Raw genomic sequence first — 17198 nt, 5'->3', positions numbered from 1 at the left:
GGCTGAAGCCTGGGGCAGGGGATCTTTTTCGGGCTGGAGCCCTTTTCTTACCATTTTTCTTCTTCGATTTCCTGGCTTATTCTTGCGTTGATATCCACTTTTGCATTTTCAAACAGGAAAATTGTTGTGCCTCGTTCGCGGGAGTATGCTGTGGTTACCGAGTCTGTAATGGAATAGTTGTTAAATAAAGGCGCAGTTTCTTTGATCTCTGCTTCGCGTTCCCATCCATTTTTGACACGCACTACGTGTTTGTATTTTTTGCTGAGGTCAAACCAGTTAACGTAGTCTGCGTTGAAAGTGACCGCATTCACGTTTTTCCTGGAGTAGTAATTAATTGCTCCCGCCTGGCCGTAGTTGTCGCAAAGTACCAGCGTGTTTTCCGGGTTGGGCGACTTCGCGTAGGCAGCGTCCACTTTTTCAGCCAGTTCTTTCCAGCCGATCATATCTGCAAAATCCTGCGGGATCTCGTGGTCTTTTCCGTCTTCCCAGCGCAGCAGTCCGGCCCGCTTATACCTGCCGGAGCCAGCGACAATTTCCTTTGGCGTTTTATTGGGAAATGCAACGCGCGATACCGGAATAAATATGGTTGCGGGAATGATGATGAATGCCGCCCGCAGCCAAACAGACTTCAACCTTTCTGAGACAAACACAGCGCCAAAAGCAATGTATATCGGATAGATCCCGATCGCGTAATAGCCTTTTGCCCGCAGCGCGGTGAATACCGCCAGTGTGAAAACAATAGAAAAAAAGAAGAGCCGGTATTTGGCAAATGGTTTGTAAAACAGCAATGCATAAAAAGCCGGAACAATGACGAGTAATGACCCGATAAAGTAGATAAACTGCTCCTTGAAAAAATCCGCGCGGCTCATGTTGACAAGCTGTCTTTCAGTGAGCTCCTTCATATGGTGAAATACCGGGAAGTCATTCTGGTATTGCCAGATGATGTTGGGAGAAATCAACACGATGGCGAGCAGGATTGCGAAATACAGGTTTCGGTTTAAAAAAATCACCCTGTGTTCAGTCAGTAAAATAGCAGGCAGAAGTCCGATCAGCAGGAATGCGACATTGTATTTATTCAAAAAGCCAAAAGCGAAAACAACGGCAATGAAGTAGAGCCATTTTGGACTCTTAGTTTGAATGTACTTGAGCAGTAAAAAGTAAAGTGTTGTCCAGCATAATACATCGACTGAGTTGGGCTGGAATAATTGATTTAACCGCAGCAATGCAGAAAACAACGTGCAGGTAGCAGCCAGAACGCAAGCATACAGGCTGCCTCTAAGCGCCTCGACCGTTTTCCAGACAACCAGTATCGTCAGCGCGCCGCAAAGAGCGGGAAAGAATCTGATCCAAAACACCGAATTGCCCAGCCATTTGATCACCAGCGCAATCCAGGAAGTAACGGGCGGGACCGACATATATCCCCAGTCAAGATGGTTAGCCTGGTCCAAATGCAGGTATTCGTCGCGGTGCAGGTCGTAAGAGGGGAGGATCAGTATATATTGTAGAAGGAATTTCAGCGCAATGAATGCGAGTAAAATGGTAATCTTCCTGGTCATAGATTTTCTGTGGTCGGTTTTCGGCAATGAATATTGTCTGGTCGGAAAGTTAAGACAGATTCACTATTTCCCAACTTTACTGCTGAATAGCGATCGGAATTATGTTGCCGCGGCGATGGTTGATTTTTAGTTTATAGCGTCTGGGCATATCCTTTCGCAGAGGAACAAGACTGCCTGTGGCTCCAAAATAAGTATTCGCCGGACCAGCAAGTTCTGTATAGCTTGCATTTCGTTCATAATACAACTCCCGGGCTCCTTTTTTGATCTCAAAAAAACCGTAAGACGTTGCTTTGAACATTCTGTTCCCGTCGGAAACTGCGTAAATACCCTTCGTTTCAATCCAGACTTTCTTCCTTTTTTCACCATAAAGCCTAGCTACATTGGTCTTTTTTCTGGAATCTTCAATAAACATTTCAGTTTCAATGTCCGGTGTGTTTGATTTGAAATGTGCGTAGTCTTTGAAGATGCCGGCGCGGGGTTTGTCGGCAGTGAAAATCGGAAGTTTAATAATTTCCAGACTGTCGAGTTGGTTCAATTCAGCACGGGTATAAACTTCCTGATTAATCGCGACTTTATGGTTTGGAACTTCTTGTGAAATCCGGCAAATAATCTTGCTAATATCGGTAAGCATTTTTGCTGTTACATCAGATCCTTTTGTTTCAAAACTCTGATCCAGCGTCCAGATTTCGGAGAATTTGCCGGGAATGCTATCCGAAAAAAAACGCATTGAAATTTTCAAAAGACCGGTTTCTGTATACTCGGTGTTTTCATCCATATAGAGCTGGTCAAGAAGTATTACCAGCGACTGCGGATTTGAGCTACTCACAGGTGCAGGTGGAAAGAATTTCGCGAGGGTATCTGCTAATATTCCATCGAACGTGACTAACCTTGTCACATTACCAATACCAACCTGAACAAAGCCAAGTATTTGCTTTTCATCCCTGTTATCGATGATTTCAACAGTTTTAAATGGAAGCTTTTGCTGTTGCCCGCAGGGCCGCAAGATAAGCGGCACCTGGCTAAATGAATTGGATGCAATCAAGGCAGTCAGGATAATTATGATACAAAGCTTCATAGAGTTGGGTAGGTATAGACTTCTTATTTAACTACCAGACAAAATACTCTAAACTGCCTTCAAATTCAATGCAGCTTTCTCAATAGTTTCCTGAATACGTTTTTGCCTGGTCTCGGGGCGTTTGGCAGATGAGATCCAGTAAAGGATCAGTTTGCGGGATGAAGGCGCGAATGCCAGGAAGTTTTGTTTGGCCGCGTTATTTTGGTCTAATGCAATTTGCAAATCTTCCGGTATCACCTCATTATCAATGTCGTTGAGCCGGTCCCAGGAGCCGTTTTGTTTTGCCAGGTCTATCATTGCCTGTCCCTGCGGCCGCATTAACCCCAGTTCCGTCATTTTTACAACGCGCTCCTTATTGGTTTTGGCCCAATTGCTGACAGGTTTACGCTTGGTATATGTCTGATAAACACTATGCTCGTCGCGCTTGATTGTCTTGCTATCGATCCAGCCGAAGCAGAGTGCGTGTTCCACAGACTCCACGTAACCGACACTTTTTACGCCACTATCTTTATTGTAAATAACCAGGTAAACTGAGCTGGCTGAATCAGCATTCTGTTCCAGCCAGTCGCGCCACTCTTGTGCTGAGGCGGCGATTACTACTTCTTTTCCGTCCTTACTTTCCATGTTTGCCTGCGAGTTCTGTATAATGCGGGTTTGTCATAATGCCGAGCACATTTCGTCGTGTTATCCATGATCCGCCAGTTTAGTTTTACCAAAATAACATTGCCGGAGTGACAACCTCCTGTCAGCAGTGTTCATTGCGAATGGGATTTATTTTCAAAGTAAGTTTTAATGGGATAAAAACAGTATTTTGTTGTAACTCTGTCGCTTTTGCATGATATCTCATTTGTGAATTAAAACTGCCGATACTATGCGCCTTATTCGCAAAATATGCATGCTGCTGATGCTGGGCCTGGCTCATACCACTGCATTTGCCGCCGAGCAGCCCGAGACATTGAAGATCGGAGCAGCAGCACCAGACTTTAACTTATTGGGAACAGACGGGAAGCGCTATTCTCTGAAAAGTTTTGCCGCCGCGGACGCACTGGTAATCGTTTTCACGTGCAACCATTGTCCCACCGCACAGGCTTACGAAAATCGGATAAAAGGTCTGGTCAATGATTACAAAGCCAAAAAGGTGGCAGTGGTGGCCATTTCTTCAAACGATCCAAAGGCGATCAGGCTCGACGAGCTGGGCTACACCGACCTGAGCGATACCTATGCGGATATGAAGATCAGGGCAAAAGATATGGCGTATAACTTTCCCTACCTCTACGACGGCGACGATCAGAAAACCGCATTGGCTTACGGGCCGGTTGCCACGCCGCACATTTTCATTTTTGATAAAAACCGCAAGCTGCAATATACCGGTCGGATCGATGATGTGGAGAAACCAACCGCAACACCCAAGAACCTGGATGCGAGGAATGCACTGGATGCGTTGCTGGCAGGCAAACCTGTGCCTGCACCGACAACAAAAACTTTTGGATGCTCGATGAAATGGGCTTCCAAAGAGCAGGGCGCGCAAACAGAGCAGGCAGGTTGGGCGAAGGAAGCGGTAAGTCTGGTGAAAATTGATGAAGCAGGAATCAAAGAGCTGATCCAAAACAAGTCTGACAAGCTGAGGTTAATCAATGTCTGGGCAACCTGGTGCGGCCCGTGCGTGACTGAATTCCCTGATTTTATGGAAATGCACCATATGTATCGCGGGCGTGATTTCGAATTCGTGTCCATCAGCGCAGATAGTCCGGACAAAGAAGCGAAAGCTTTGAAATTCCTGCAAGGCAAATACGCTTCGAACAAAAACTTCATTTTCCCGTCGGACGATAAGTACAAGCTGATTGAGGCCGTCGACCCGAAGTGGCAGGGCGCATTGCCTTACACGATCCTCGTAGAGCCGGGCGGAAAGATCGTTTACGCAAAACAGGGGCCGATTGAGCCCGCAAAAATGAAGAAAATGATTGTCGAGAATAAATATGTAGGAAGATATTATTGATGTTAAAAACTAACTAAATCATGGAAGAACTGGACTCATCAAGAAGGCGCTTTTTAGGAACTTCTGCATTGGCAGCAGCTGGTTTTGCATTGTTACGCACTCCGGTTTTCGGCGCACCGGCTTATATCAAAAATCTGGGCAAGCCCAATTCGCTGTTCAATGGGGTGCAAATAGGAGCGATCACGTATTCCTGGCGCAGCATGCCGCAGGATGCCGAAAGTGTATTGAAGTACTGCGTGGATTGCAACATCAGCGCGATTGAAATGATGGGAAATACACCGGAACAATTTGCAGGAGCGCCCGAAGCACCACCGCGCCCGAACATGGCGGCCGGCCCGGATGGTAAGCGGCCTGAACTGACCGAAGATCAAAAAGCGGCTATGAAAGAACATGGTACCAAAATGGCGGAATGGCGCGCGAAGGTTTCGATGGATAAATTCACCCAGCTCCGCAAGATGTACAATGATGCGGGCGTGACAATCTATGCTTACAAGCCGAATGCATTGGGAGTAAACAACACCGATGCCGAAGTAGACTATGCGCTCCGAGCGGCCCGCGCACTCGGCGCTAACCAGGCGACGGTTGAGCTTCCGAACGATCCTGCGCAGACCAAAAGACTGGGAGACATTGCAGCCAAAAACAAAACATACATTGCCTACCACGGACATACTCAGCAAACGCCAACCTGGTGGGATACTGCATTAAGCCAGTCCAAATTCAATGCAATGAACCTGGATATGGGGCACTATGTGGCCGCAGGTTTTGAGCCTATCGAGCTGATCAATGCAAAACACGATCACATATTAAGTATGCACATGAAAGACCGCAAGTCCAAGGCAAATGGCGGCGCAAATGTGGTTTGGGGTACAGGTGACACACCCATTATCCCGGTACTCGAATTGATGCGAACAAAAAAATACAAATTCCCGGCGACAATCGAGCTGGAATACGAGATCCCGGCCGGCTCGGATGCTGTTAAGGAAACAGCTAAGTGCGTCGAGTACGCAAGAAAGGCGCTGATGGCGTAATTAAACTACTAGTGCATCGTAAATGGCGATTATCTTCAACAGGTAGTCGCCATTTTTATATGTTTTGATCCCGTTTGACTACCTGAATGGATTGAGGATTCGCAACTTGCCATCTATTAACATTCCATCCTGCATATCCTCAGAATAGAACACCGGGCATTCTGATTCCAATGCGCCTGCAATCAAAATGGCATCAAACAGCTGCATGTCGTACCGTTTTACAAGCCCGGCTGCTGTACACATCGTTTGTTCCGTCACGTCCGTACAGGTGCAGTCATTTAGCAGATCAAGCCATAACTGACAAACCTGATCTTTTGAGAAGCCAAGCTTTCTCTTGCATACATTAGCCACCTCAATCAAAACCTGCGGGTTGATAATTGGAAAGGTGGAGAGAAGCTCCTCTGCGATAGCGCGCTTCGATGCGTTAGAATCAAAAAGATACAGAATGATATTCGAATCCAGGAAATACTTAGCAGTTCTCATTAGCCTCCTCGCGATCGAATTTCAATGAGGTGAGGTCAACTTTGGGATACTTTGAGTAGGTTTCAGCAACGTGCTTTTGTCCTCTTTCACGAGAACCTTCTTGTGCTTTTTCAACAACAGCAACTATTCTGACTTGCTCTCCGACAAAATCGTCCGGTAAGTCAAGTAACAGTGAAGTGCTTTTCGGAATGAAGGTCTTGATGTACATAGCAGTGTGTTTATGAAGTAAATATAAAAAATTTAACCTAAATATTTGTTCGTACGAAAAATTTCCTACCTTTGAAATGTTGAATAAAAAATGAGATGGAACCTACAAAATCAGAGCTGGAAATTTTACAGGTATTATGGGAGCACGGACCGCAGACCGTGCGGTTTGTCAATGATAAATTGAATGAAGAAAAGCGGGCTGTGCAGTATTCTTCTACATTGAAGCTAATGCAGATCATGTTCGATAAAGGCATTTTGCTGCGGGATGAAAGCAGTATGAAGCACATTTACCGGCCGGCAGAGGCCGAGGATAAAACGAAGCATGCATTGCTCAACCGCTTCGTCGATTCGATGTACAAAGGCTCTGCGTCCAGCCTGGTTATGCAGCTTTTTGGCAGTAAGAAAACAACCGCCGAGGAGCTGAAAGAGATTAAGGATTTCCTGAACAACCTCGATCAACAATCATAAATCCGGTAGCCATGAATTTAGAAATTGTAGACACACCTTTCTTTACCGAGCTGATTAAAGCGGTATGCCTGACTTTCCTTCATTCACTCTGGCAAGGGCTTGTTGCAGCTGTTCTGGCTGGTGGATTGCTGATGCTGACCAGAAAAAGCCGCCCGGTTTTCCGGTATAATGTGCTGGTCGCTTTGCTGGGTGGACTGCTGCTAGTCAATGCGGCTACATTCTTTTTGATCCTGCCTAAAAACCAGACGGAGATTACGGGAAACGTCTTTATTTCCACAGCTACTGCGACCGAGGTTAACATTGCCGGGACCCGATCTTCATTTGAGCTGAACTCGTTGAGCTCCGATTTGACGGATTTCTGCAGTCGGCATGCTTCTACTATCCTGGCGATCTGGCTGCTTGTCTTTCTCTGGAAAAGTGCCCGGGCCACTGCGGGTTTAATGCATTTGAAGAAGCTCCGGAAAACAGGCCTTCACGCACCTTCAAATCACTGGAAGGATGTTTTTGCTGACTTATCAAGAAAATTGGGCATTACTCAGCGAATTCAATTTCTCGAGTCTGAATGTGTATCAGTTCCTATGGTGATCGGCCATTTGACGCCGATTGTACTGGTTCCTTTGGGAATGCTGGCGGGAATGCCGGCAGCGCAGGTTGAGGCCATTTTGATGCACGAATTGGCACATATACGCCGGCGTGACTATCTGGTGAACCTGATCCAGATCTTTTGTGAGAATATTTATTTTTTCAACCCGGCGCTTCTCTGGATTTCCTACCTGATCAGGGAAGAACGCGAGCATTGCTGCGACGACCTCGCCATTGAGGTAATGGAAAACAAAACCTCTTTTGTTCACGCACTGGTGTCGTTTCAGGAATATAACCTTTCCGTTAACCTTGCGCAGGTGGCTTTTGCAGGAAAGAAAAACCACTTGCTCAACCGGATCAAACGCATTATCAATCACAACAATAAATCTCTTGATGCCATGGAAAAAGTGTTTGTTTCAGTTAGCCTGGTAGCGGCAATTGCCTTGTCGGCAGCCATTTCACCTAAATCGCCAGCCAGCGGCCGGTCTGTTAAGGATCATCAGCGCATTTATTCGGAGCCAGCATCCGCACTGGTTCCGGTGCAACAACCTGTCGCTGCGATGGACACATTGCCAAAGAAGAAAAAGCAGGAGTCTATTCAGATCCATTCCGCCAACGTATATACGCCGACGGAGGGTGTTTCTACCTATGATGTTCACGTTGGCGGAAAGCGTTATGAAATCGTAAAGAAGAATGGAAAGATTGTTTCGCTGGATGTAGATGGTAAAGAGGTACCGGCCAGCGAGTATGGAAAGTACGAAAGTGACATCTCGAAAATCGAGTCAAAAATTCGGGAAGAACACAAGAAAGCGGAGATACAACGTGCGAAAGCGGAAGAAATGCGGGCAGAAGCTGCTGTGCACCGGAGAGAAGCAGAAAAAGTCCGTTTAGAAGCCGAGCAAAGCCGGGCGGAAGCTGACAAGCACCGCCAGCACGCAAAGGCTGTTCAGATAGAGGCTGAACAGAATCGCGCGAACGCGGAGCAGTTGCGGAAGCAGGCGGATGTAATGCGGGAGCAGGCTGAACAGCTGCGCAAAGAAGCTGACAAGCTGCGCGAGCAGGCCGAGCAAAACCGCAAAACGGCTGAGGTAATGCGACAGGCGGCTGAAAAAACACGCGGAGAATACGAGAAAAAACAGGCTTCGCTTATCGACGATTTACTTAAAATGGGCGTGATCCAGGATACCAAAAACCTGTCCTATATTCTATCCAGCTCCGGGTTTATAGTCAATGGAGTAGAACAACCCGCTGACATTCAGAGGAAGATCAGAGAAAAGTATCTGACCGAGCCAGGTACAGAGATGGTTTATAACTACAAAGGAAGAACTGGCTACACATTTTCCGGCACAATACACACCCGGGAAAAACAGTAAAAACCTGCTGCCTGTTGTATTTTAACAAAGTACATCAAGATAGCTTAGCAATGCATCGCAGGATATTCATTAAAAATACAAGTATGATAGCAGCCGCCGGCATGGCGATGCCCGGCATGGCAATGCCAGGCGGCTTCGCGCTGGCAGAAAAGCAGCTGGCCAAAAACAAGCTGCCCAAATGGAAAGGCTTCAATCTGCTCGACTTTTTCGGTCCCGATCCTGACAAGCAGCGCAAGCCAACTACGGAAGAGCAGCTCAAATGGATGAGCGACTGGGGATTTGATTTTATACGCATTCCCATCGCGTATCCTTATTATATCAAATTCGACCGCAGCCGGCATATAACCCCGGAAGAAGTATATAGCATAGACGAAAGGCAGGTTGAGAAAATTGATCAGCTTGTCGCATTGGGCCACAAGTACAATATGCACGTGAGCCTGAATCTCCACCGCGCACCTGGTTATTGCATTAATGCAGGTTTTCACGAGCCGTATAACCTTTGGAGCGACCAGAAAGCGCAGGAGGCATTTTACTTCCACTGGAATATGTGGGCGAAAAGGTACAAAAATACATCTTCCAAGAAGATCAGCTTCGACCTGCTCAATGAGCCCAGCATGCGGGAAGATATGAATGACCAGCATTCAAAACGCTCGGCGGTACCTGGTGATATTTACAGGAAAGTGGCAATAGGCGCGCAGCAGGCGATCAGAAAAGAAAATCCGAATCACCTGATTGTGGCCGATGGGAATAACGGAGGCTCCAATGTAGTTCCGGAGCTCGCCGACCTCGACATCGCGCAAAGCTGTCGCGGATATCACCCGGGCATTATCTCACATTACAAAGCGCCCTGGGCGATGAAAGATCCCGATAAAGCACCTGAGCCGAAGTGGCCCGGGCAAGTGGGAGAGCAATACCTCGGACGCGAAATGCTCGAAAAATTTTACCAGCCCTGGATAGAACTGGTCAACAAGGGAGTAGGGGTGCATTGTGGCGAAAGCGGCGCTTTTAACAAGACGCCGCATCCTGTTTTTCTTGCCTGGTTTGGTGATGTGCTGGATATCCTCAGCTCACACGGAATCGGGTACGCATTGTGGGAGTTTTCCGGGGATTTTGGTCTGCTCAACTCTGGTCGCGAGGACGTGGCGTATGAAGATTGGCACGGACAAAAGCTCGACCGAAAATTGCTGACTTTGCTGATGAAGTATTAAGCTTTCGAAGCCAACCAGGCTTGTTGTTAAAGCAATAATGGTTATTTTCGAAAAAACTACACACATGAAAACTTTACAGATCACTATTTCAGATTCAGATTTTGAATATATCCAGCGTGCTAACAAGCAGGGAGCTGTGTACGCAGGCGAAGCGCTTAAGGAAAAAATAGCGCGTGAGAAAATTAGCGATATAAACGGTCTTCTAAAAGAAGGTTATCAGGCCACAGCAGAGGAGGATCTCGAAATCAGCCTGGAATATGCGCCATCTGATCCGAGAAATTTGTAAATGCTGCGCGGCGAAATCTACTGGGCAGATTTGAATCCCGTTATAGGAAGCGAAATTGCCAAAATACGACCTGTACTCATTGTTTCAAACGACATAAACAATGAGTATGGGTCGACACTTACCATACTCCCCATTACTTCGAGTACTGCAAAGATTTATCCTTTTGAGGTTAAACTTCTGTCATCAGAAGGAGGTCTGAAAAACGATTCAAAAATTAAGGCGAATCAGATCAGAACTATCGATAAGATGCGCATTCGTGAACGATTAGGTGCAATTACAAAGGTGAGAATGGAGGAAGTGAACAGGGCCTTGTTGATTCACCTGGCTCTTGCTTAGGACGCGCCTAGTCTTCAAGATCCGCGAACAAGCGGCGAATATTCAGGCTTCTTGCGGTAAAAAAATCCCGCGCGCATCTTTACCAACTAAACCAGTTATCCCAATTCAAGACATTTTATGAATCGCCGAGAAGCATTATCTTCTATCCTGACTGTGAGCGGAACAAGCCTTTTACCTGTTGAAGCCGCTGCTGCTGCAAAAAAGGAGCCGTTTATCTATTCTCTCAATATGAGCACGTTGCGCGGGCACAAGCTGGGCTTCCGCAAAGAGCTTGAAGTAGCTTCGAAGGCGGGTTATGGTTCTGTTGAGATCTGGATCAATACTTTGCAGGACTACCTGAAAGGTGGCGGCTCATTGAAGGAAGCCAGCGCGATTATCAAGGATTTAGGTTTGAAAGTAGAGGACGCAATCGGCTTTGCACACTGGATTGTAGACGATAATACTACCCGGGAGAAAGCCCTTGAACAACTTAAAATGGAAATGGAGCAGTTGGCCGCAATCGGTTGTCCGCGCGTGGCAGCGCCGCCGATGGGAGCCACAACCGGCGACTCGCTCGATCTGAAAAGGGTCGCCGAACGTTACCGCGCCATTCTCGAACTGGGTGAAAAAACCGGAGTAACGCCCCATCTCGAACTTTGGGGCTTTTCTAAAAACCTGAGCAGGGTGGGTGAGCTGCTGTATGTGGCCGTGGAGGCCGCGCATCCGTCTGCAAGAGTGTTGATGGACGTGTACCATTTGCATAAAGGTGGCTCTGGCATGGATAGTGTAAAGGATGTTGGCAAGCCGCTGGTCGAGATTTTTCATATCAATGATTACCCGGCAACACCGCCGCGCGAGACCATCACAGATGCAGACCGCATTTATGCCGGAGACGGCGTAGCGCCATTAAAAGATTTATTGAAGAACCTTAAAAATCCTGAAAAGCCCGTGATCCTGTCTTTCGAAGTGTTTAATCAGGGGTACTACGCACAGGATGCATTACTGGTAGCGAAAACTGGCCTGGCTAAAATGAAGAAAGTTGCGGAGGGCATTTAACATGGCACTATGAGCGAAGTAAAATTAAAGCTGGATGCCCGCAAGCGCGGCGCGTTCTATTTGGAGGACGGTGGCAAGCAGGTCGGAGAAATGGTGATTGGCGTCAGCGATACCGTACTTACCGTCTATCACACCGAAGTCGATCCTGAACTGGAAGGGAAGGGAATGGCAAAGCAAATGTTCGATGAAATGGTGAGTTACGCCAGAAAAGAAAGCCTGCAAGTCCTGCCGCTCTGCGAGTACGTGCATTTGCAATTCCGCCGCCACCCGGACCAGTTTGAAGATATCTGGAAAAAGTAAAGCTGCTGGTAAAGCAGCTTTACATCCCTGATGATTTTGGTAAAAACACGATGAAAGTCGAGCCGAAACCTACTGTGCTCGTTGCGGTAATGTAGCCGTGATGGTTCTGGGCAACCTTTTTACACAAAGCAAGCCCAATTCCGGATCCTGAAAATTCGCTGCGGCCATGCAGGCGCTGGAACATCTGGAAAATACGGTCGAGATGGATTTCGTCGAAGCCGATTCCATTGTCGGAGACTTCCAGCCTTATGTAACCATGGTCTTCAAGTACTTTCGGAATAGCGGAAATTTCGGCATCCGTGGCGTCTCTGTACGACAGTTCTATTCGCGAAGGCACATCGGTTTTGCGGTACTTGATCGCATTACTTATCAGGTTTTGCAACAACTGGGTCAGCTGCAATGCATTGCCGTGTACCTCGGGCATTTCATTGACGATAATCTCGGTTTCATGCTCCTGAATGGATATTTCCAGATCCGCCAGCACGTTGTTTACAATTCCTTTAAGGTTCACGGCAGTCAGCTCCGAATCGCGGGTAGCAAGACGCGAATAAGCGAGCAAATCGTCGATCATCACGGACATTCTTTTGGAAGCATCCTGAATGCGGTTAAGCATAAATGCTCCATTCTCATCGAGTTCCTTCGCATAAAGCATTTGCAGGCGCGATCCGAAAGACTGGATTTTGCGCAGCGGCTCCTGCATATCGTGACTGGCAGCGTACGCAAACTGCTGCAAATTGTTGTTTGAATTGATCAGTTCCGCATTCGTCTGGTTCAGTTCTGCTGTCCGCTGCTGCACTCTGCCTTCAAGCTCGCTGGCCAGCTGCCGGTATCTTTCCTCACTTTTTTCCAGTGCCTGCCTGGACTTTACCTGCTCGGTTACATCTACCGCCATATCGAGTATCGCGTAAATTTCACCTTTTGCGTTTCTCAGGGGTTTGTAGGTATAATCGTAGTAAAACGTCTGCAAAACACCGTCTACCATAATTTCGCCGCGTGCCCCCTGTTCGGAATATGCTTCTCCTGTCGTATAGATTTTTTCTAGAATGGATAGAAACGACTCGTCTTTAAGTTCCGGCAATGCTTCTCTTAACGGTTTGCCAATGACAGACTCTCCTTTGCCCCATAGTTTGAGCATTGCCGCGTTGGGTAAATCAATGATGAATTCCGGGCCGACAAATAAAGTGGTTGCCACGGGCGCCTGGGCGATCAGCGTTCGCAGATGCTCCTCGCTCGTACGCAGCCGCAGCTCCGAATTGATCCGGTCAGAGATATCCATCACAATCCCCGAAAGCGCAGTAGTTTTTCCTTCACTGTCAAATAGATATTGTCCGATAACACGCACCCAGTGAATGGACTTATCCACCCAGATAAACCGCGCCTCATACCTTAGCTCGCCCGTTTGCGCGGCTACTTTGTAGGCCTCTTCACGAATAGCCTTATCCTCCGGATGAACGTGATCGATGAAAAGACTTCTCGTAATTTGTCTGTTTTCCTGGCCGGTCAGGATCCGCGCCATAGTAGGTGAGTAGATGATTTCATCCGTGTCACGATCAACCAGGAAGGAGCCGGCGCCGGAGCCTTCAATGCTCATAGCAGCCTGTTTGTCAGCCCAGCTGATTTTCTCCTGCCTGATTACTTCTTCTGTAATTTCCCTGGTTATCCCTGCGAAACGGTAAGTGGTGCCTTCGGGTGTAAAATAGGCCTGCCCCCTGCAATGCAGCCACCGCAATACTTTATCCTTCGCGCCGATTGTACGGTAGCGTACTTCGTAAGGTGCGCGTATCTGCGGGTCCAAAGCGGCGCCTACCGCTTCCATGACTGTCGGCAAATCGTCGGGGTGAATGTATTTAAAGATCTGGCCTGATTCGAATTCTTCATCGTCCGGACTTCCGTAAAGCTCCTTACAGCGCTCATTTGCTACGATCCTCTGGCTTACCGGGTCAAAATTCCATGTTCCCAGGTCCGCTGCGTCCAAAGCGAACTTCAAGCTTTCTTCACTTTCCCGTCGCGCATCTTCCAGTCTGAGCTGCTCGGTAATGTCCATCATGGAGCCTACCATCCGAACTGCCTTACCGTTTTTCTGAATAGTATAAGCCCGGTCGTGCACGTGGGCATAGGTGCCGTCTGCTTTCCTGAACCGGTAATAGTCGGACCATTTGGACCCGCCGTTTTCGATAACCTCGTTAATTCTTTTTACAATCCTTTCCTGATCCTCCGGGTGAATGTTTTTATACCAGGAGTCGGAGCCGCTTTCCAGACTTTCAGGAGTGTGCCCGAAGATCTGGGCCATTCCTTCATTCCACCAAACCGTGTTATTTTCCAGGTCCCAATCCCAGATTACGTCGTGGGTAGCCTTTGCAACAAGTTCAAAACGTTCTGCAGCAACCAACAGATCGTTTGTTTGGCTGTTAAAGGTGTCAATCATAGGAATTCAAATGCTAAAAATGCAGTGTTGCCGCTCAGGAGCAATCTTACTTTTGGTAAAAATACAAACTGGGTAAATGCAGTCAAGTTGGTTGCGAACAGAATTTATTCAAGGTCTGCAACCACCTGCACTAAAACGCGATTACACTTCTGCAATATCGTGATAGTATAGCCTAAGTGTACGTGGCTTTTACATTTGTGGATTTCAAAAACCGAAAAAAATCACGTTGCTATGTTAAAAAGAGCATTATACCCGCTTGCTGCTGCTGCACTTCTTTTCGTAGGCTGCATGATCGCACCTGAAAAGAAACCAGTATCGCTTTTTGACGGAAGCACATTCAATGGCTGGGAAGGAGATACCGTCAAAACCTGGAAGATAGAAGACGGCGCCATTACGGGCGGCTCACTTGCCGAAACGGTACCACACAATGAGTTTTTGTGTACCAAAAAGCCTTATGGCAACTTCGATCTCAAAGTTAAGTTCAAGCTGACGGGCAACGAAGGCTTCATCAATTCAGGTGTTCAGTTCCACAGTGTACGGGCCAAAGAGCCTGATTATGAAATGATAGGTTACCAGGCTGATCTGGGCGATAAGTTTTGGGCGAGTTTATATGACGAATCGCGCCGTAACAAAACGCTGATCGCTCCTGACTCCGCGCTGATAAAGAAGATCCTGAAACCAAATGAATGGAACGACTACGAAGTGCGCAGCCGGAATGGCCGAATACAGCTGTTCCTGAACGGAATGCAAACAGTCGATTATACCGAGCCGGACAAGTCCATTCCGCAAAAAGGGATTATCGGTTTGCAGATACACGGCGGCGGCAAAGCCAAAGTTTACTTTAAAGACATCTGGATCGAGGAACTTTGAAACTCAATGCCAGGCATTCAGGATCCTTCGGAGTACCACGATCTCGGCGGTGTGGTAAGCATTATGATCCGCGATCAGCATTGCTTCCCGAAGCAGATTCTGCCCCGTACCCCAGGGAAATGCGGCAAACAGATCCCGGCCGTCGTCATGAAGTAAGTCCAGGAATGTCTGTTGATCCGCTTTGATCTGTTCCAATGCGGTATTCCATTGCTCGTCGCTTACAGTATCCAGCGGTTCAGTCCAGTAGTCTTTCGGCCATTCAATTTCCTGGTAATCGTCAGACGCAGAGAAATCAAGAATGTCTTTTTGTGCAATGCGGAGGTGCTCCACCAGCTGCCAGATACTGTAAGGCAGATTTTCAGGTGTTACCCCGCGTAATTCGGCTGGTAAGTCGGCCACCGCATCCCAAAGTGTCACGTGTGCATTGCCATTTTGTATCAGGGATTGAAGCTCGGCGACCAGCTTTTTTCGTTCGTCTTTTTCCATCAGTCTTCGTTAGTTACCTCAGTTTGTACAAAGCATTAATTGTTTATTTTAGCAAAAAACATCCTTTCACCTTTTTACTGAACTCACAATGAATCCTGCCCGCCGGAAGTTCCTTAAAAAAATGTCTGCCGCCTCTGTGCTGATCGCCGGAGAGTCGGTGGCCAAGCCATTTAACATTATCAAAGACCTGAAAAAAATTAGTCCCAACGATAAAATCCGCTTTGCTACAATCGGAATGGGGATTCAGGGGCATAGTGATACCAAAGCTGCACAGCGTAGCGGAACGGGCGCCGAGTTTGTGGCAGCGGCCGATCTGTACGACGGCAGGCTGACCAGGGTTAAAGAACTCTACGGAAAAGATATTTTCACAACACGTGACTACCGTGAAATTCTTGACAAAAAAGACATCGACGCTGTGCTGGTAGTTACCCCCGACCATTGGCATGACCATATTACAAAAGCTTCTCTCGCGGCTGGCAAACACGTTTATTGTGAAAAACCCATGGTGCATCATATCAACGAGGGATTATCGGTCATCGATGCCTGGAAGAAATCGGGCAAGACCATGCAGGTAGGAAGCCAGCGGATCAGCTCTTCGTCGTTTAAGGAAGCAAAAAGGCTTTTTCAGGCAGGTGAGATAGGGGAGATCAATTATGTTGAGTCCAATAATGACCGCTTCAATTCGATCGGTGCGTGGAACTACTCCATACCGACTGACGCTTCGGTGAAAACAGTAGATTGGGACACTTACCTGGGCGATGCGCCGAAGGTGCCTTTTGATCCGAAGCGGTTTTTCAGGTGGAGAAATTACCGTGACTATGGTACCGGTGTAGCAGGCGACCTTTTTGTACATTTGATCACCGGCGTTCATTTCGTAACAGGTTCAAATGGTCCCGAAAGGATATTTTCTTCCGGCGAGCTGAGCTACTGGAAAGATGGGCGGGACGTGCCGGATGTGCTGGTTTCCATTCTTGATTATCCCAAAACGGACGTACATGCCAACTTTCAGATGGTGCTCCGGGTCAACTTCGCCAATGCAGGCGCCATAGCTAATAACACCCGCATTATCGGTACCGAGGGCCAGATCGAGTTCACCGAAAATAACCTCATTCTGACTAAAAAGAAATTGCCGAAAGCGCCCGGATTTGGTGGATACGACAGCTATAATACTTTTTCAGAAAGTGAGCAGAAAGAGTTTAAGAAACAATACGATGCGCAATATCCGGAAGAAACCCGCAAGGCAGATCCCGTGAAGGAAGTACGTTTCAATGCGCCGGACAAGGAAGATGCGCACGCAGACCATTTCAAGGATTTTTTCGAGAATATCAAAAAGGGCAGCACTGGAACGATTGAAGATCCGGTTTTTGCATTCCGCGCAGCAGCGCCGGTGCTCGCTTGTAATGAAAGCTATTTTAGCAAGGAGATCATTAAGTGGGATCCCATTGCTATGAAGCTTAGAAAGAAGTAGTTATCAAAATCACTTT

Annotated in this window: 18 protein-coding genes; 11 read left to right on the top strand and 7 right to left on the bottom strand. The window is 47.4% G+C overall.

Translation table 11 applies throughout. The features are described from left to right. Positions 1-47: 47 nt before the first annotated feature. From Q369_RS0107700 to Q369_RS0107690, 3 genes are all read right to left on the bottom strand, one after another. Complete coding sequence (locus Q369_RS0107700; RefSeq protein ID WP_031527224.1) at positions 48-1556, bottom strand: glycosyltransferase family 39 protein; 1509 nt, start codon at positions 1554-1556, stop codon at positions 48-50. 76 nt (positions 1557-1632) lie between these two features. Beyond that, positions 1633-2631 (bottom strand): hypothetical protein, encoded by a 999-nt coding sequence (locus Q369_RS0107695; RefSeq protein WP_031527223.1) that lies wholly within the window; start codon positions 2629-2631, stop codon positions 1633-1635. 48 nt (positions 2632-2679) lie between these two features. Beyond that, complete coding sequence (locus Q369_RS0107690; protein WP_031527222.1) at positions 2680-3255, bottom strand: YdeI/OmpD-associated family protein; 576 nt, start codon at positions 3253-3255, stop codon at positions 2680-2682. 247 nt (positions 3256-3502) lie between these two features. Here Q369_RS0107690 and Q369_RS0107685 point away from each other — a divergent pair, with 247 nt between their 5' ends. Together Q369_RS0107685 and Q369_RS0107680 are read left to right on the top strand one after the other, a co-directional pair. Next, positions 3503-4627 (top strand): redoxin domain-containing protein, encoded by a 1125-nt coding sequence (locus Q369_RS0107685; protein WP_031527221.1) that lies wholly within the window; start codon positions 3503-3505, stop codon positions 4625-4627. Positions 4628-4647: 20 nt separating this feature from the next. After that, entirely contained in the window at positions 4648-5655 is a 1008-nt protein-coding gene (locus tag Q369_RS0107680; RefSeq protein ID WP_031527220.1) for a sugar phosphate isomerase/epimerase family protein, read from the top strand. A 78-nt stretch (positions 5656-5733) separates the two neighbouring features. Here the strand turns inward: Q369_RS0107680 and Q369_RS0107675 are convergent, their stop codons facing one another. Both Q369_RS0107675 and Q369_RS0107670 read right to left on the bottom strand, forming a co-directional pair. Next, positions 5734-6138, bottom strand: a complete 405-nt coding sequence (locus Q369_RS0107675) for a PIN domain-containing protein (protein WP_031527219.1) — start codon at positions 6136-6138, stop codon at positions 5734-5736. Then, entirely contained in the window at positions 6125-6346 is a 222-nt protein-coding gene (locus Q369_RS0107670) for a hypothetical protein (RefSeq protein ID WP_031527218.1), read from the bottom strand. The genes Q369_RS0107675 and Q369_RS0107670 overlap by 14 nt, the downstream gene beginning before the upstream one ends. Positions 6347-6441: 95 nt before the next feature. On the opposite strand from Q369_RS0107670, the gene Q369_RS0107665 reads away from it, so the two are divergent. The 7 genes from Q369_RS0107665 (at position 6442) to Q369_RS0107635 (ending at position 11933) form a co-directional block, all read left to right on the top strand. Beyond that, a complete protein-coding gene (locus Q369_RS0107665) occupies positions 6442-6813 on the top strand; it encodes a BlaI/MecI/CopY family transcriptional regulator (protein ID WP_031527217.1) in 372 nt (123 codons plus the stop codon). Between the two features lie 11 nt (positions 6814-6824). Next, entirely contained in the window at positions 6825-8768 is a 1944-nt protein-coding gene (locus Q369_RS0107660) for a M56 family metallopeptidase (protein ID WP_031527216.1), read from the top strand. A 50-nt stretch (positions 8769-8818) separates the two neighbouring features. Further along, the gene (locus Q369_RS0107655; protein ID WP_031527215.1) at positions 8819-9976 is read left to right on the top strand and encodes a glycoside hydrolase family 5 protein; all 1158 of its coding nucleotides are present in this window, start codon (positions 8819-8821) and stop codon (positions 9974-9976) included. A 64-nt stretch (positions 9977-10040) separates the two neighbouring features. Next, the gene (locus tag Q369_RS0107650; RefSeq protein ID WP_157488098.1) at positions 10041-10262 is read left to right on the top strand and encodes a hypothetical protein; all 222 of its coding nucleotides are present in this window, start codon (positions 10041-10043) and stop codon (positions 10260-10262) included. Further along, on the top strand, positions 10263-10598 hold the full coding sequence (locus tag Q369_RS29850) for a type II toxin-antitoxin system PemK/MazF family toxin (RefSeq protein ID WP_031527213.1): 336 nt from the start codon (positions 10263-10265) through the stop codon (positions 10596-10598). 117 nt (positions 10599-10715) lie between these two features. Beyond that, on the top strand, positions 10716-11633 hold the full coding sequence (locus Q369_RS0107640) for a sugar phosphate isomerase/epimerase family protein (protein WP_031527212.1): 918 nt from the start codon (positions 10716-10718) through the stop codon (positions 11631-11633). 9 nt (positions 11634-11642) lie between these two features. Beyond that, complete coding sequence (locus Q369_RS0107635; RefSeq protein WP_031527211.1) at positions 11643-11933, top strand: GNAT family N-acetyltransferase; 291 nt, start codon at positions 11643-11645, stop codon at positions 11931-11933. A gap of 19 nt (positions 11934-11952) precedes the next feature. Here Q369_RS0107635 and Q369_RS0107630 read toward each other — a convergent pair whose 3' ends face one another. Beyond that, a complete protein-coding gene (locus Q369_RS0107630) occupies positions 11953-14358 on the bottom strand; it encodes a PAS domain-containing sensor histidine kinase (RefSeq protein ID WP_031527210.1) in 2406 nt (801 codons plus the stop codon). 231 nt (positions 14359-14589) lie between these two features. On the opposite strand from Q369_RS0107630, the gene Q369_RS0107625 reads away from it, so the two are divergent. After that, positions 14590-15228, top strand: coding sequence for a 3-keto-disaccharide hydrolase (locus Q369_RS0107625; RefSeq protein ID WP_031527209.1), 639 nt, complete (start codon positions 14590-14592; stop codon positions 15226-15228). A gap of 3 nt (positions 15229-15231) precedes the next feature. Here Q369_RS0107625 and Q369_RS0107620 read toward each other — a convergent pair whose 3' ends face one another. After that, on the bottom strand, positions 15232-15714 hold the full coding sequence (locus Q369_RS0107620) for a DinB family protein (RefSeq protein ID WP_031527208.1): 483 nt from the start codon (positions 15712-15714) through the stop codon (positions 15232-15234). Between the two features lie 88 nt (positions 15715-15802). Between Q369_RS0107620 and Q369_RS0107615 the strand changes: the two genes are divergently transcribed. Further along, positions 15803-17182 carry a Gfo/Idh/MocA family protein gene (locus Q369_RS0107615; protein WP_031527207.1) on the top strand — a complete coding sequence of 460 codons (1380 nt, stop codon included), beginning with the start codon at positions 15803-15805 and terminating at the stop codon, positions 17180-17182. Positions 17183-17198: the final 16 nt, after the last annotated feature.

This window comes from Dyadobacter crusticola DSM 16708, assembly GCF_000701505.1.
GTDB lineage: Bacteria > Bacteroidota > Bacteroidia > Cytophagales > Spirosomataceae > Dyadobacter > Dyadobacter crusticola.
The sequence above is the reverse complement of the archived record's forward strand: the minus strand, read 5'-3'. Positions and strand labels throughout refer to the sequence as shown.

What these genes read in the sequence shown, in the direction of transcription:
- Q369_RS0107620 (WP_031527208.1), bottom strand. Translation starts at nt 15,714, where the DNA reads ATGGAAAAAGACGAACGAAAAAAGCTGGTCGCCGAGCTTCAATCCCTG.
- Q369_RS0107630 (WP_031527210.1), bottom strand. Translation starts at nt 14,358, where the DNA reads ATGATTGACACCTTTAACAGCCAAACAAACGATCTGTTGGTTGCTGCA.
- Q369_RS0107670 (WP_031527218.1), bottom strand. Translation starts at nt 6,346, where the DNA reads ATGTACATCAAGACCTTCATTCCGAAAAGCACTTCACTGTTACTTGAC.
- Q369_RS0107685 (WP_031527221.1), top strand. Translation starts at nt 3,503, where the DNA reads ATGCGCCTTATTCGCAAAATATGCATGCTGCTGATGCTGGGCCTGGCT.
- Q369_RS0107650 (WP_157488098.1), top strand. Translation starts at nt 10,041, where the DNA reads ATGAAAACTTTACAGATCACTATTTCAGATTCAGATTTTGAATATATC.
- Q369_RS0107680 (WP_031527220.1), top strand. Translation starts at nt 4,648, where the DNA reads ATGGAAGAACTGGACTCATCAAGAAGGCGCTTTTTAGGAACTTCTGCA.
- Q369_RS0107665 (WP_031527217.1), top strand. Translation starts at nt 6,442, where the DNA reads ATGGAACCTACAAAATCAGAGCTGGAAATTTTACAGGTATTATGGGAG.
- Q369_RS0107695 (WP_031527223.1), bottom strand. Translation starts at nt 2,631, where the DNA reads ATGAAGCTTTGTATCATAATTATCCTGACTGCCTTGATTGCATCCAAT.
- Q369_RS0107615 (WP_031527207.1), top strand. Translation starts at nt 15,803, where the DNA reads ATGAATCCTGCCCGCCGGAAGTTCCTTAAAAAAATGTCTGCCGCCTCT.
- Q369_RS0107675 (WP_031527219.1), bottom strand. Translation starts at nt 6,138, where the DNA reads ATGAGAACTGCTAAGTATTTCCTGGATTCGAATATCATTCTGTATCTT.
- Q369_RS0107700 (WP_031527224.1), bottom strand. Translation starts at nt 1,556, where the DNA reads ATGACCAGGAAGATTACCATTTTACTCGCATTCATTGCGCTGAAATTC.
- Q369_RS0107635 (WP_031527211.1), top strand. Translation starts at nt 11,643, where the DNA reads ATGAGCGAAGTAAAATTAAAGCTGGATGCCCGCAAGCGCGGCGCGTTC.
- Q369_RS0107640 (WP_031527212.1), top strand. Translation starts at nt 10,716, where the DNA reads ATGAATCGCCGAGAAGCATTATCTTCTATCCTGACTGTGAGCGGAACA.
- Q369_RS0107655 (WP_031527215.1), top strand. Translation starts at nt 8,819, where the DNA reads ATGCATCGCAGGATATTCATTAAAAATACAAGTATGATAGCAGCCGCC.
- Q369_RS29850 (WP_031527213.1), top strand. Translation starts at nt 10,263, where the DNA reads ATGCTGCGCGGCGAAATCTACTGGGCAGATTTGAATCCCGTTATAGGA.
- Q369_RS0107625 (WP_031527209.1), top strand. Translation starts at nt 14,590, where the DNA reads ATGTTAAAAAGAGCATTATACCCGCTTGCTGCTGCTGCACTTCTTTTC.
- Q369_RS0107690 (WP_031527222.1), bottom strand. Translation starts at nt 3,255, where the DNA reads ATGGAAAGTAAGGACGGAAAAGAAGTAGTAATCGCCGCCTCAGCACAA.
- Q369_RS0107660 (WP_031527216.1), top strand. Translation starts at nt 6,825, where the DNA reads ATGAATTTAGAAATTGTAGACACACCTTTCTTTACCGAGCTGATTAAA.